This window comes from Sphingomonas sp. JUb134, assembly GCF_004341505.2.
Classification (GTDB): domain Bacteria; phylum Pseudomonadota; class Alphaproteobacteria; order Sphingomonadales; family Sphingomonadaceae; genus Sphingomonas.
This window is the reverse complement of sequence record NZ_SLYP02000001.1, coordinates 1,501,062-1,514,683: the sequence shown is the minus strand read 5'-3', so window position 1 is coordinate 1,514,683 and position 13,622 is coordinate 1,501,062. Positions and strand designations below refer to the sequence as shown.

The 13,622-nt window shown below is 70.9% G+C and carries 11 protein-coding genes; all 11 read right to left on the bottom strand.

Annotated elements, in window-relative coordinates; all coding sequences use genetic code 11:
- Positions 1-3: 3 nt before the first annotated feature.
- A complete protein-coding gene (gene scpB / locus EDF69_RS07150) occupies positions 4-582 on the bottom strand; it encodes an SMC-Scp complex subunit ScpB (RefSeq protein WP_132883240.1) in 579 nt (192 codons plus the stop codon).
- Positions 579-1,307: a segregation and condensation protein A gene (locus tag EDF69_RS07145; RefSeq protein ID WP_125961440.1), complete on the bottom strand. Its 729-nt coding sequence runs from the start codon at positions 1,305-1,307 to the stop codon at positions 579-581. Before EDF69_RS07145 ends, scpB begins: the two co-directional genes overlap by 4 nt.
- A gap of 217 nt (positions 1,308-1,524) precedes the next feature.
- On the bottom strand, positions 1,525-2,529 hold the full coding sequence (locus EDF69_RS07140) for a glycoside hydrolase family 3 N-terminal domain-containing protein (protein ID WP_132883239.1): 1,005 nt from the start codon (positions 2,527-2,529) through the stop codon (positions 1,525-1,527).
- A gap of 308 nt (positions 2,530-2,837) precedes the next feature.
- Positions 2,838-3,587, bottom strand: a complete 750-nt coding sequence (locus EDF69_RS07135; RefSeq protein WP_132883238.1) for an SPOR domain-containing protein — start codon at positions 3,585-3,587, stop codon at positions 2,838-2,840.
- On the bottom strand, positions 3,587-5,311 hold the full coding sequence (gene argS / locus EDF69_RS07130; RefSeq protein WP_132883237.1) for an arginine--tRNA ligase: 1,725 nt from the start codon (positions 5,309-5,311) through the stop codon (positions 3,587-3,589). The genes EDF69_RS07135 and argS overlap by 1 nt, the downstream gene beginning before the upstream one ends.
- Positions 5,312-5,525: 214 nt before the next feature.
- Complete coding sequence (locus tag EDF69_RS07125; protein WP_132883236.1) at positions 5,526-6,695, bottom strand: deoxyguanosinetriphosphate triphosphohydrolase; 1,170 nt, start codon at positions 6,693-6,695, stop codon at positions 5,526-5,528.
- Entirely contained in the window at positions 6,692-8,662 is a 1,971-nt protein-coding gene (locus tag EDF69_RS07120; RefSeq protein WP_132883235.1) for a tetratricopeptide repeat protein, read from the bottom strand. Before EDF69_RS07120 ends, EDF69_RS07125 begins: the two co-directional genes overlap by 4 nt.
- Positions 8,663-8,800: 138 nt before the next feature.
- A complete protein-coding gene (ftsZ, locus tag EDF69_RS07115; RefSeq protein ID WP_132883234.1) occupies positions 8,801-10,285 on the bottom strand; it encodes a cell division protein FtsZ in 1,485 nt (494 codons plus the stop codon).
- A gap of 112 nt (positions 10,286-10,397) precedes the next feature.
- On the bottom strand, positions 10,398-11,657 hold the full coding sequence (gene ftsA / locus EDF69_RS07110; RefSeq protein ID WP_125961446.1) for a cell division protein FtsA: 1,260 nt from the start codon (positions 11,655-11,657) through the stop codon (positions 10,398-10,400).
- Positions 11,658-11,667: 10 nt separating this feature from the next.
- Positions 11,668-12,648, bottom strand: coding sequence for a cell division protein FtsQ/DivIB (locus EDF69_RS07105; RefSeq protein ID WP_132883233.1), 981 nt, complete (start codon positions 12,646-12,648; stop codon positions 11,668-11,670).
- Complete coding sequence (locus tag EDF69_RS07100) at positions 12,645-13,586, bottom strand: D-alanine--D-alanine ligase (protein ID WP_132883232.1); 942 nt, start codon at positions 13,584-13,586, stop codon at positions 12,645-12,647. Before EDF69_RS07100 ends, EDF69_RS07105 begins: the two co-directional genes overlap by 4 nt.
- Between the last annotated feature and the right edge of the window lie 36 nt (positions 13,587-13,622).

Sequence of the window (13,622 nt, the reverse complement as noted above, 5' to 3'; positions counted from 1 at the left end):
CACTTAGTCGCTCTCGTCGCCGCTTTCTAGCTCGCCCGCAAGGGCAACGTCGATCGGATCGAGCAGGCCGGCGGCGCGCAGGTCGTCCATTCCGGGCAGATCGCGGCGCGTGCGAAGGCCGAAGTGGGTCAGGAATTCGGGCGTGGTGGCGTAGGTGAGCGGCCGGCCCGGCACTTCGCGACGGCCGGCGGGACGCACCCAACCGGCCTCCATCAGCACGTCGATGGTGCCCTTTGCCACCTGCACGCCGCGAATCGCCTCGATCTCGGCGCGGGTGACCGGCTCGTGATAGGCGATGATCGCCAGCGTCTCGATGCCGGCGCGCGACAGGCGGCGCGGCTCCTCGCGATCGCGGCGCAGGAACCGGGCGAGATCGGGCGCGGTCTCGAAATGCCAGCGGTCGCCGCGGCGGACGGGGGCGATCCCGCGGCCGGCATAGTCGGCGACGAGCTGGTCGAGCGCACGCGGAACGTCCGCCCCCTCCCCCACATAGGCGCGGATCGCGGCGACGCTCATCGGCGAGTCGGCCGCGAACAGCACCGCCTCCACCGCGCGCACCAGTTCGTCGGGCGCGGTGCTCACCGGATCGCCCGGATGCGAAGCGGCGCGAAGGGCGCGGACTGGTCGAGCTCTACCTTGCCTTGGCGCGCGAGTTCGAGCGCCGCGAGGAAGCTGGAGGCGAGCGCCGAGCGGCGGAAGGCGGCGTCGGCATCCTCGGGCAGGAAGCGTTCGAGCACCGTCCAGTCGAGATGGGTGCCGAGCATCGCCGACACCCGCTCGATCGCGGTCTCCAGCGTCATCACCGGGCGATGCTGGACGATGTGGAGCACCGGGCGGGTCCGCGCGCTCACGCGGCCGTAGGCGGCGACCAGGTCGTAGATCTCCGCCTGCCAGATCGTCTGGCGCAGGACGCGCAGCCCCTCGGGCGCGCCGCGGGGGAAGACGTCGCGGCCGATGCGGTCGCGCGCGAGCAGGCGGGCGCCGGCCTCGCGCATCGCGTTCAGCCGCTCGAGGCGGAGTTGTAGGCGGAGCGCCAATTCTTCCGGGTCGGGCTGCGCCTCCGGGTCGCGGGGTAGCAACAGCGCGGATTTGAGGAAGGCGAGCCAGGCGGCCATCACCAGATAGTCGGCGGCGAGCTCCAGCTTCAACGCGCGCGCCTGCTCGACATAGGCGAGATACTGCTCGACGAGCTTCAGGATCGAGATTTCGCGCAGGTCGACCTTCTGCGTGCGGGCGAGCGCCAACAGCAGGTCGAGCGGGCCTTCCCAGCCCTCCACCTCCACCGTCAGCGTGTCGTCCGTTTCCATGAGGGTGTTAGACAGGGTCCGCGTACGGATTGCCAGAGGGGGCGGTGTCCTGCGCGTCTGAGGATCGCAGGCGACTGATCTGGCGCGCAACCCGTACCCCGGCGGAGGCCGGGGCCCAGTCGCGGTGTTCTGGCGGGGGGTTGCGCTCCCTTACCGCCGCCTTCCCAACTGGGCCCCGGCCTTCGCCGGGGTACGAAGAAGAAGCAGCGCGTCTGGTTCAGGCGAGCGCCAGGAGGGCGTCGCGCTTTGCGATCAGGGGAGCAATGCCGGCTGCTTCGGCCCGGGTGACGCTCGCCATGGCGCGGTCCAGTCTTGCGCGGCTTTCGGGCGCGATCTCGCCGAGGCGGCCGGCGATCTCGACCATCTCGTCCATGCGGGCCCAGCAGTCGAGCACCAGGTCGCAGCCGGCGGCGATTGCAGCCGCCGCCTTTTCGCCCGCGGTGCCGGAGAGCGCCTTCATGTCGATGTCGTCGGTCATCAGCAGCCCGTCGAAGCCGATGCGGCCGCGGATCACCTCGCCGATCACGGTCGGTGACAGGGTGCCGGAACGCTCGGCGTCCCAGGCGCGGTAGACGACGTGGGCGGTCATCCCCATCGGCGCGTTCGCCAGCGTGCGGAACGGCGCGATGTCCTGCTCCAGTGCCTCGGCATCGGCCTCGACCACGGGCAGTTCGAGATGGCTGTCGACCACGGCGCGGCCGTGGCCGGGCATGTGCTTGACGACGCCGACCACGCCAGCGCGGGCGAGGCCGTCGAGCACCGCGCGGCCGATCGCGGCGACCTGCAGCGGTTCGGCGCCATAGGTGCGCTCGGCGACGGCGGTGGTGGTGTCGGGCTGCCGCACGTCGAGCAGCGGCAGGCAGTCGACGGTGATGCCGACCTCTGCGAGCGTGTGGCCGATCGCCTCGGCATTGGCGCGCGCCGCCTCGATCGCGGAGGCCGGGGCGACGTCCCAAAGCCGGGCGAAGGCGGCGCCGGCAGGGAATGCCGGCCATTCGGGCGGCTTCATGCGGGAGACCGCCCCGCCCTCCTGGTCGATCAGGATCGGCAGGTCGTCGCGGCCGGTGAGCGCACGCAGCGAGTCGGTGAGCGCGCGCAACTGTGGCCGATCGACGACGTTGCGGCCGAACAGGATGAAGCCGGCCGGCTCCACATCGCGGAAGAAGGCGGCTTCACCGTCGGTGAGCGCGGGGCCGGACAGGCCGAAGATCACGGGCTTCATGCCCGCTGCCTAGCGGCTTGGAGGCGGGATTAGAACACCCCGGGGGCGGGGTTCGTCGCGCATCTGCGGAGCGAGCCTGTTCTGAAGGAGGCGTTTCCCTGCGGCGCCGGAAATCCAGGATGGAGCAGCGTAACAGCGGTCGGCGCGCGGAACCCTGGGCTCCTGCCTTCGCAGGAGCACGGCGGGGGTTTGGTCTGGCCGTGCCCTGCGCGAGACGAGGGAAAACGGTGACGAGGTGCGTTGCGCCTTCGCTTCGGTCACCCAACTGGGCCCCGGCCTTCGCCGGGGTACTGCCTGCGGCTCAGGCGTCAGCGGGCGATGTAGCAGCCTTCGCCGGCGAGCTTGAGCTTGCCGCACAGTTCGCCCGCCTTGGGAGCGTCGCCCGCGTCGACGCGCAGCCGGTAGACGGTCTTGCCGTTGACCTCGGCCTGCTCGATCGAGGGGGTGAGCGGGGCCAGGTAGCCGAAGCGCTTGGTGAGCCGCTGCCAGCTGCTGTTGGCGACGCTTGCCTGCGGGAAGGAGCCGAGCTGGACCACCGAGCCGGAGGCGGTGCGGGCCGGGGCCGCTGCCGCCTGGCGGGCGGGCGCACGGGCCTGGAGCTGGCCGGCGGGGGCAGGAACCGCTGCCACCACCTTGGCCGCACCCTCGGACGGGGTCGCGGCGGGCGCCTGTGCCGGTGCCGCCTGGCCCAGGACCGGCGCCTCGGGCACCTTGCTCAGGTCGACAGTCGCGGCGCCCGCGTCCCGCCCTTCGCTGGTCGCAAAGACGGTATCGCCGGTGCCTTCCACTTCCATGCCGCCGGGCTGGTCCGGCTTCACCTTGTACGGACCCTTCTCCGCGGTGATGATCGCGCCGTTGCCACCGCCGCCGCCCGTGACGTTCGCGCCGAAGTTGAGCGCCGCCCACACGACGCCGCCGAGCACGGCGATGCCGACCAGGACGAGAAGCAGCACCCGCCACAGCGAGGCGGTCGCCTCGGGCGGGGGCTCGACGCTCTCCAGCCACGGCAGGCGATCCTCGTCGCGCGCGTGCATGCCCGTCGCCAGCCGGTCGGCCATCAATGCATCTCCTCGACGGCCTCGACCCCCATCACGGCGAGCCCGTTGCGGATGATCTGCCCGATTGCGTCGGCCAGGAAAAGCCGCGCGCAGGTGAGCGCCGGATCGTCCGGCTGGAGGGTGCGGCGCGAGGGATCGTCGTTGCCCATGTTCCAGGCGGCGTGGAATTCCGCCGCCAGATCATAGAGATAGAAGGCGATGCGATGCGGCTCGCGCGCCGTCGCCGCCGCTTCCGCGACGCGGGGGAACTGGGCGGCGCGCTTCACCAGCCGCAGCTCCGTCGTATCAAGCCGGGACAGGTCGACCGTGTCGCACTCGATCCCCGCCTCCCGCGCACGGCGATGCAGCGAGGCGACTCGCGCATGGGCGTACTGGACGTAGAAGACCGGATTATCCTTCGACGCCTCCACCACCTTGGCGAAGTCGAAGTCCATCTGCGCATCCGCCTTGCGGGTGAGCATGGTGAAGCGGACGACGTCCTTGCCGACCTCCTTCACCACCTCCGCCAGCGTTACGAAGTTGCCGGCGCGCTTCGACATCTTCACCGGCTCGCCGGCACGCAGCAGGCGCACCATCTGAACGAGCTTGACGTCGAAGCGGGTCTTGCCCTCCGTCAGCGCCTGGACGGCGGCGACGATGCGCTTGACGGTGCCGGCATGGTCCGCGCCCCAGATGTCGATCAGCTGGTCGGCGGTCTGCGCCTTCTGAAAGTGATAGGCGAGGTCGGCGCCGAAATAGGTCCACTGGCCGTTGGACTTCTTGATCGGGCGATCCTGATCGTCGCCGAATTGCGTCGAGCGGAACAGCGGCAGCTCGACCGGCTCCCAATCCTCCGGCGTCTCGCCCTTGGGGGCTTCGAGCACGCCGTCGTAGACGAGGCCGCGCTCGCGCAGCCACGCCTCGGCCGCCTCGGGCTTGCCGGCCGCCTGGAGTTCGGCCTCGGACGAGAACAGGTCGTGGTGGATGCCGAGCAGCGCCAGATCGTCCTTGATCATGACGAGCATGGCGGCCACCGCTTCCTTGCGGAACATGGCCAGCCACTCGCTCTCGGGCGCGTCGACGAAGCGGGCGCCATGCTCGGCCGCCAGCTTCTCGCCGATCGGCTTGAGGTAATCGCCGGGGTAGAGGCCCTCCGGGATCTCGATCGTCTCGCCCAGCGCCTCGCGGTAGCGCAGGTGCGCCGAGCGGGCGAGCACGTCGACCTGGCCGCCGGCGTCGTTGACGTAATATTCGCGGATGACCTTGTGGCCGACGAATTCGAGCAGGCTGGCGAGCGCGTCGCCCACCACCGCGCCGCGGCAATGGCCCATGTGCATGGGACCGGTGGGGTTGGCCGAGACATATTCGATGTTGACGGTGGTCCCCGCCCCCATGGTCGAGCGGCCATAGTCGCCGCCCGCCTGGATGATGCCGCGCAGCTCGTCGCGCCAGGTGTCGTCGGTCAGCGTCAGGTTGATGAAGCCCGGCCCGGCGACCGACACTTCGGCCACCGCGTCGAGCTTGCCGAGTTCGGCGGCGAGCTTTTCGGCGAGCGCGCGCGGATTGGTGCGCGCGGGCTTGGCCAGCACCATGGCGGCGTTGGTCGACAGATCGCCGTGGCTCGGGTCGCGCGGCGGCTCCACCGTGACGGCGCGTCGTTCCAGCCCCTCCGGCAGGTCGCCCGCCGCGACCAGCGCGTCGAGGGCGGCATCGAGATGGGCGGCAAAGCGTGCGTACAGCGTCATGGGCGTTCCGGTGGTGAAAATCAGGCGCGGCTGTAGAGGAGTTTTCCGTTCGCTTGAACCATCATCCTGACGAAAGTGGGATTGCGGACCTATTCCGCCTCAGTGCTCCCGCGCAGGCGGGAGCCCAGGGTTCCAGACGCAACGGGCGGCGGTTTCGTGTGGCCCTGGGTTCCCGCCTTCGCGGGAACACGGGTTCTCCCGTCAAGCCGCGGGGTCAGAACCCCTCGGGCAGGCTCACCTCGCCCACCAGCTCGCGGTAGCGGGCGATGGCGAAGCGGTCCGTCATGCCGGCGATGAAGTCGGCGATGTGGCGGCTGCGCCCGGGCTCATCGTTGGGGAGATCGGTGCGCCAGCCGTCGGGCAGCAGCGACGGATTATTCCGATAGGCGGCGAACAGCCCCGTCACCACCGTGCGCGCGGCGTCCGCCGCTGCCAGCTGCGAGGGGTGATGGTAGAGGTTGGCGTACATGAAGCGCTTAAGCGTGCGCTCCTGCTCGCGGACCTTGTCGGAGAAGCCGACGAGGCAGCGGCCGCAGGCGCGCACGTCCGCGACGCTCTGCACGCCCGCGTCGGCGATGCGGCGGCGGGTTTCGGCGATCAGGTCGTTGACCATCGCGCCGATCTGCGCGCGGATCAGTTCGCCCACCAGCCGATCGGGCGCGTCATCCGGGAATTGCGCGCGCACCTCGTCCCAGCGCTCGGCGACGATCCCGACGCCCAGCATCTGGTCGAACGTCAGCAGGCCGGCGCGCAGACCGTCGTCGATGTCGTGGTTGTCATAGGCGATGTCGTCGGCGAGGGCTGCGACCTGCGCCTCCAGCGAGGACCATTCGCCCAGCCGCAGCGGAAAGGCGGCGTCCACGTCCGCCAGTGCCCAGCCGGGGCGGCGGATCGGGCCGTTGTGCTTGGCGAGCCCCTCCAGCGTATCCCAGGTGAGGTTGAGCCCTCGCCAGCGGGGATACGGGCTGTCGAGCCGCGTCAGCGTGCGCAGCGTGTGACCGTTGTGGTCGAAGCCGCCCGCTCCCATCAGCGCGTCCTTGAGCGCATCCTCGCCGGCATGGCCGAACGGCGGATGGCCGATGTCGTGCGCGAGGCACAGCGCCTCCGTCAGGTCCTCGTTCAATCCCAGCGCGCGCGCGATGGCGCGGCCGATCTGCGCGACCTCCAGGCTGTGGGTGAGGCGGACGCGGAAATGGTCCCCGTCGGGCGCCATGAACACCTGCGTCTTGTGACGCAGGCGCCGGAAGCTGATCGAGTGAATGATGCGGTCGCGATCGCGCTGAAACGCGTCGCGGGGGCCGCGCGCCGTCTCGTTGCCCTCGTCGTGCAGGCGTCCGCCATGCGCCCGAGGGTCCGCCGCCCAGGGCGCCTGTTGTCTGGTCACTTGGGAAGCTGCTCGATCTTTTGTCCGGGTTCGCTGGCCCAGACAAAGGCGGAGAGCCCCTGCTTGGCAAGCGTGTTGACGAAGGCCTGCGCTTCGTCGTCGGTCTTGAAGGGGCCGACCAGCAGCCGGTTGGTGGCACGCAGCGGCGTGGTCCACGCCGAGCGGCCCTTGAGCGCCGCGGCCTTGGCGCCCAACGCCCGATAGGCCTTCGGCAGGTCCGCCTTGTTGGCGCCGCCCGCGACCTGCACCCAGGTGCGCGCAGGATCGCGCTTGACGGGATCGGGTTTTGCCGGGGTCTTCGTCTTGCCCTTTGCGGTCGCGGCCTTGGGGTCGTCCTTTGCCGCCGTCTTGGCCCCGCCGGGCTTTGCGGCGGCATCCTTGGCCTTGGCCGCCGGCTCCTTGGCGGCAGGCTTTTCCGTCTCGCGTGCCGCGGCAGCCTTAGCAGGCGTCGGCTTGGGCTCGGGCCGGGCGGGTTCGACACGAACCGGGGGCGCAGCGGGGACCGTGGCGGCAGGGGTAAAGGGTGCGGGCGCGGGCGCGGCGGAGGGCAGCGGCGCGACGCCCAGCTCGGTGGCCGGGATCGTCAGGTTGCGGATGATGGTCGCAAGCGTGGTGTCGGTGGCAGCGGCGGCGGCATCGCTGCGCGCGGGCGCCGGCGGCTGGGGCGCAGAGGCCACCTGCCTGGGTTCGGCGGCAGCGACGTCGCGCGCCTCCTGGGCGGCGGCGGCAGCAGCTGCTCGTTGCGCATCGGCGAGCCGGGCGGCCTCCGCCAGGCGCTGCGCCTCGGCGAGCCGGGCAGCCTCTGCCGCACGCTGGGCCTGAGCAAGGCGCTCGGCCTCGACCCGGCGGGCCGTCTCGGCAGCGGCAGCGGTGCGGGCCGCTTCGGCCGCACGCGCGACCTGGGCGAGGCGTGCGGCTTCGGCGGCACGGGCGGCTTCGGCGACGCGGGCCGCTTCGGCGACGCGATCGGCCTCCGCCTTGCGCGCGGCGGCGAGTTCGGCCTCGCGCTGGCGAGCCTCGGTCTCGCGGCGGGCAGCGGCTGCGGCCTCGCGGCGCTCCCGACGAGACAGCTTGCGGGTGCGCGTGGTCGCCTGGGCTGGCTGCACGGCGGTAGTTACTGCGGCGACGGCGACCGGCGTCTCCGCGCGCGGTGCGGGCACGATCGGGGGCGCGAGCCGGGCATCGGCGATGCGGGCGGGCGTGGTCCCCAGGCGGCCGAAATGCACGGCAAAGGCGCGATCGGCCGGCGAGAGCGACGGCAGGCGGCGGAAGAAGGGGGCGAGCTGGGTGCCGAAGCCGGGTAGCATGGTGGCGGCGATCCGGTCGGCCCCGGCCGCATCGCCCTGCATCGCGAGGACACAGGCGTGGACGCGCCACGCCGCACGGTCGCTCTGGCGCAGCAGCGGGTCGAGCAGCTGGTTGGCGGCGCGGACGTCGCCGGTGATGCCGAGCGACAGCGCGAGGCGGCGAACGATCTCGTCATCTCGATCGACCGAAAGCGCGAGCCGGTAATCGCGCTGCGCGTTGGTGGGATAGCCGAGCAGGTCGAACGCGAGCCCGCGGTCGGCCGCAAAATAACGAGGCGCCAGACCTGCGCGCTCGGCCGCGGCGAAGAGGCGCATCGCCTCCCCCGGCCGCTCCATCGACAACAGCGCGGAGGCGCGTCCGGCGAGCACGCGCGGATCGCCGGGCGCTACTTTCTCCGCCCGCGCGAAGAACTGCACCGATGCCTGCGGGTCGCCGAGGCGTGTGCTCAGGCGGCCGGCCTCGATCAGGGCGGTAAGGTCGTTGGGACTGGTCGCCAGGATCCGCATCTGTTCGGACAGGCGGTCCGCGTTCGGGGTCGGCTGCTGGACGATCGCCTGCGCCGATGCGGGCTGCAGACTCGCCTGCGCCAGGGCGAGGCAGGAGGCGGCGAGCAGCGTTGGCAGCAACGCCCCGCGACCGGTGGTCGGGAAACGGTTCATGGGTGCAGCCACCTTAGAGGCGCGAGCGGAATACGGAAGTTGTGCGCCGCTGACCAGGCGACCAGACGATGCCCGCAGGGGACGAACTGCGTGCGGGGAGATGGCCGGGCACCCCAGGGAGGCGCCCGGCCACCGACCTTACTGGTTGTTCTGGCGGTGCAGGAAGCGCGGGATGTCGAGCGGCTCCTTGGCCGTCTCGTCCCCGCGTGCCGGCGCACGGCCGGCGTTCGCCATGCGCTCGAACAGGGTACCGCCCGGACGGCTGCGGCCGCTGCCCTGCTCCTCGCCGGCTGCCGCCTCGGTGCCCGGGGTCAGCCAGCGACGACGTGCCTCGAAGCCGGGGCGCGGCTCGTCGGCAGACGGCGTGGGCGCCGGCGCCGGAGCGGCCTGCTGCGGGACCATGGTGTCCGCGCCGAGCACCAGCTCGTCGGCATCCTCCACGGGCGGCTGCGGCGCCGGTTGGGGTGCCGGCTGCGGGGCAGCGACCGGCTGGGCCTGGGGCGCTGCCGCCTGCGGGGCCGGTGCGGGCTGGGCTGCCGGCTGGACCGGAGCCTCGGCCGCCTGCGGCTCGCCCGCCGGAGCGGGACGACGGCTGCCGCCGAAGGAGAAGGAGGTGCGTGCCGGTTCGGCAGCGATCGCCGCCTGCTGCGCGGGCGAGCTTGCCTCTATGCCGGTGGCGACCACCGAGACGCGGATCTTGCCTTCGAGCTCCGGGTTGAACGCCGAACCCCAGATGATGTTGGCGTCGTCGTCGACCAGCTCGCGGATGTGGTTCGCGGCCTCGTCCACTTCGAGCAGGCGCATGTCGTCGCCGCCGGTAATCGAGACGATCACGCCCTTGGCGCCGTTCAGCGAGACGCCGTCGAGCAGCGGGTTGGCGATCGCCTTCTGCGCGGCTTCGATCGCGCGGCTGTCGCCCTCTGCCTCGCCGGTGCCCATCATCGCCTTGCCCATCTCCTGCATCACCGAGCGGACGTCGGCGAAGTCGAGGTTGATGAGGCCGGGCATGACCATCAGGTCGGTGATGCCGCGCACGCCCTGCTGCAGCACCTCGTCCGCCATTTCGAACGCCTGCTTGAAGGTCGTGTTGGCGTTGGCGATCAGGAACAGGTTCTGGTTCGGGATGACGATCAGCGTGTCGACGTACTTCTGAAGCTCCTCGATTCCGGCGTCGGCCGAGCGGGCGCGCTTCTTGCCTTCGAACGAAAAGGGCTTGGTGACCACGCCGACGGTCAGGATGCCCATCTCGCGCGCCGCCTTGGCGATCACCGGCGCCGCACCGGTGCCGGTGCCGCCGCCCATGCCGGCCGCGATGAAGCACATGTGGGCGCCCTGCAGCGCTTCCTGGACCTGCTCGATGGTTTCCTCAGCCGCGGCGCGGCCGATCTCCGGCCGGCTGCCGGCGCCCAGGCCCTGCGTGATCTTCACGCCCAGCTGGATGCGCTGCGGTGCGTCCGACTGCTTGAGCGCCTGCGCGTCGGTATTGGCGACCAGGAATTCCACGCCCTGCACTTCGGCGCGGATCATGTTCGCGATGGCGTTGCCGCCCGCCCCGCCGACGCCGATCACCGAAATGCGCGGCGTCAGATCGTCGAGGTCCGGCGGAAGAAATTCGATGCTCATTCCTGATCTCCCGAAGCGGGCCGGCCGCTGGCCAGCAACCGCCTAACTAGTTTCTTCTGCACCAACGGCTTGGGGGCATCTACCCCCGATCAGCACCATCCGTAGCGAATCTTCAATAGTTGGTCCGAAAGGCGGCCATCAGGCGCTGCAACATCGCCATCGGACTGGGTCGGGTGACCACCTGATGGGTCGGCTGGATCGCCCGGAGGTCCACCGGATCGGACGCCGCGAACATCGCCAGGCCTGCCAGCGTCGCGAAGCCCGGACCCGAATGCGCCTCCGGCAAGGCGGTCAACCCACGTGCACGGCCGACGCGGACGGTGCGGCCGAGCGCCTGCTGCGCATAGTCGGCGATGCCCTTCAGCTCCGCGCCGCCGCCGGTGAGCACCACCTGACGCCCGACGGGATCGTCGAAGTTCAGCTTGCGCAGCTCCTTCTGGATCTCTGCCATCAGCCGGTCGAGCCGCTGGCGGATGACCGCGATCAGCTGCGCCCGGGTGATGCGGGTCCCTTCGGCATCCTCGTCAGGGCGGACCGGCGCCACATCGATCATGTCGTGGTTGTCGCGCGGGCTCATGTTGGCCGAGCCGTAGAAGCACTTCAGCCGCTCCGCCTGATTGCGGCCGGTGCCAAAGGCGGAGGCGACGTCGTCGGTGATGTCGGCGGCACCCATCGAGATGGAGGCGAGGCCGGTGAGCACGCCATTGGCGAACACCGACACGTTGGTGACGCCCGCGCCGATCTCGACCAGTGCGACGCCGAGTTCGCGCTCCTCCTCGGACAGGCAGGCAAGGCCCGTCGCGACCGGGGCGGCGATGATCGACTTCACCTCCAGGTGCGCAGAGCGGACGCAGAGGTCGAGGTTGCGGACGGGCGAGCCTTCGGTCGCGACGACGTGGATCTCGACGCCTAGACGGTCGGCATGGAGGCCCATCGGGTCGCGCACACCGCCGAGGCCGTCGAGCGAATAGCGCATCGGTTGGGCGTGCATCACCATCAGCGCGCCGGGGTCGATCGCGTTGCGGCCGGCCTTCAGCAGCGCGTCCACGTCCGACTGCTCGACGCGGTGACCGCCCAGGTCGACCTCGAGCTTGACGATGTCGGACAGGAGCCCGCCGGCCGAGAAGCTGACCCACACGTCCTCGATGTTGAGGCCGGCGATGCGTTCCGCCTGCTCCACCGCCTCGCGCACGGCGGTCTCGGTCGCCTTCATGTCGGCGATATAGCCGCGCTTGACGCCGCGGCTCTCGCGCTGGCCGGTGCCGAGCACCACCAGTTCGCCGCCGTCCCCCTTTTGCGCGATCAGCGCCGACACCTTCGACGATCCGATGTCGAGTGCGGTGATCAATCCTTCCGGTGCTACCTTCGCCATCGCCTGCCCCTTAAACGACGCCCGTGCTGCCTGTCTCTACGCTGCCTGTCTCGTTGCCCTGGCCGGCAGGCGCAGCCCCTTCCGCCGCATTGCCGGGCGCGGCATCGTCGGCCGCGGGCGCGGCTGCGGCACCCGGCGCCATGCGTACTACCAGCTTGCTGGGATCGCGCAGGTCGAAACGGGCATAGCCCTTGCCCAGCAGGCCCATGGTGCCGTCCATCTGCGCGAACTTGACCAGCGCGTTGGCCGCGGCCTTTTCGCCTTCCGGCAGCACCAGCGTCTCGCCCGACTGGAACAGCAGGTCCCAGCGGCGATTGCCGACCCAGGTCGCGGCCTTCACCATCGGGCGGAGCGCCGGTGCGGCGCCGATCAGGCGCTGATAGGCCGGCTCCTGCGCATTGGCGCCCTCGCCGATCACCAGCGGCAGGCGCGGGATCGCGTGGGCGGGCACCTCGTCCAGCAGCACGCCCTTGTGGTCAATCAGCATCAGCTGGCCGTTGTTCTGCCAGACGGCGGCGGGATCGCGCTCCACCACGTCGATCACCAGCGTGTCGGGCAACCGCCGCGACACGCGCGCATCGGCGATCCAGCCGTATTCGAGCAGGCGGTCGCGGGTGCCGTTCAGGTCGACCAGCGGCATCGCGCGCGAGCGCTGGTCGAGAGCGACCGCGTAGACGGAGTTCGCGTCCATGCGCTTGAGGCCGGTGACCTCGATCTGGGCGACGCGGAAGCCGAGGCTGCCGATCCCCTCTGCCATCGCAGTGCCGACCAAGCCGAAGACGCCGAGCCACCCGGCGGCGGCGATCGCCGCACCGCCGACGAGCGCGGTGATGCCCCAGGCCGCCGCCTTGCGCACCGTCGCCTCGCCGCCAGGCACGCGGGCCACGGCGTGGTCGAGGATCGAGGCGCGGCGCTGGCGCTTGGGCTGCGGACGGCGCTTGGGCTTCACCGTCCGCGCGGGTGCCGGGCGCCGGGAACTTGCACGGCTCATTCGGTCGCTCCGTGGGTGAGGGCCTCGTCGACGATCCACTGTACCAGCTGCGGATAGGACATGCCCACCGCACGCGCCTGTTCGGGTACCAGGCTGAGCGGGGTCATGCCGGGTTGGGTGTTGACCTCCAGCAGGAACAGACCCTCGACGCCCTGGCTGTCGTCCCAGCGGAAGTCCGAGCGCGACGCGCCGCGGCAGCCGAGCCGCTGGTGCGCGGCAACCGCAATCGCCTTGCACGCCTCGGCGATGTCCTCTGGGATCTCCGCCGGGCAGACGTGCTCGGTCAGCCCCTCGGTATATTTCGCGTCGAAGTCGTAGAAGCCGGACTTGGGGCGCAGCTCCGTCACGGCAAGCGCGCGGTCGCCCAGCACTGCCGTGGTGAGCTCGCGGCCGCGGATGAACGGCTCCGCCAGCAGCTCGTCGAACTCCTGCCACGGGCCGGTCGCGTCGCGGGCGATCGGGTTGCCGTAGTTGCCCTCGTCGGTGACGATGGCGACGCCGACCGACGAGCCTTCGTTGACGGGCTTCAGCACATAGGGGCGCGGCAGCGGATCGCGCTCGAACAGCTCCTCGGTGGCGACGATGCGGCCGCCGGGCATCGGGATGCCATGCGGGACCAGCGCCTGCTTGGTGAGCTGCTTGTCGATCGCGATCACCGAGGTGGCGAGCCCGGAGTGGGTATAGGGCAGGCCCATCAGGTCGAGCATGCCCTGCACGGTGCCGTCCTCGCCGGGCGAGCCGTGGAGCGCGTTGAACACCACGTCGGGCTTCGCCTCGGCCAAGCGCAGCGCGACGTCCCGATCCATGTCGATGCGTGTCACCTGGTGACCCAGCGACTCCAGCGCGTCCGCGACGCCCGTACCCGACATGAGCGAGACCGGACGCTCGGCCGACCAGCCGCCCATCAGCACGGCGATGTGAAGGGTGCGCTGGGTCACAGGGAAACTCCTCGGCTCGCGGCCAGAACGAGGGTG

Bases quoted from the DNA above. Each gene is read 5' to 3' on its own strand.
- EDF69_RS07145 (WP_125961440.1), bottom strand. From the start codon at position 1,307: ATGGAAACGGACGACACGCTGACGGTGGAGGTGGAGGGCTGGGAAGGC.
- EDF69_RS07140 (WP_132883239.1), bottom strand. From the start codon at position 2,529: ATGAAGCCCGTGATCTTCGGCCTGTCCGGCCCCGCGCTCACCGACGGT.
- EDF69_RS07135 (WP_132883238.1), bottom strand. From the start codon at position 3,587: ATGGCCGACCGGCTGGCGACGGGCATGCACGCGCGCGACGAGGATCGC.
- argS (WP_132883237.1), bottom strand. From the start codon at position 5,311: ATGACGCTGTACGCACGCTTTGCCGCCCATCTCGATGCCGCCCTCGAC.
- EDF69_RS07120 (WP_132883235.1), bottom strand. From the start codon at position 8,662: ATGAACCGTTTCCCGACCACCGGTCGCGGGGCGTTGCTGCCAACGCTG.
- ftsZ (WP_132883234.1), bottom strand. From the start codon at position 10,285: ATGAGCATCGAATTTCTTCCGCCGGACCTCGACGATCTGACGCCGCGC.
- ftsA (WP_125961446.1), bottom strand. From the start codon at position 11,657: ATGGCGAAGGTAGCACCGGAAGGATTGATCACCGCACTCGACATCGGA.
- EDF69_RS07105 (WP_132883233.1), bottom strand. From the start codon at position 12,648: ATGAGCCGTGCAAGTTCCCGGCGCCCGGCACCCGCGCGGACGGTGAAG.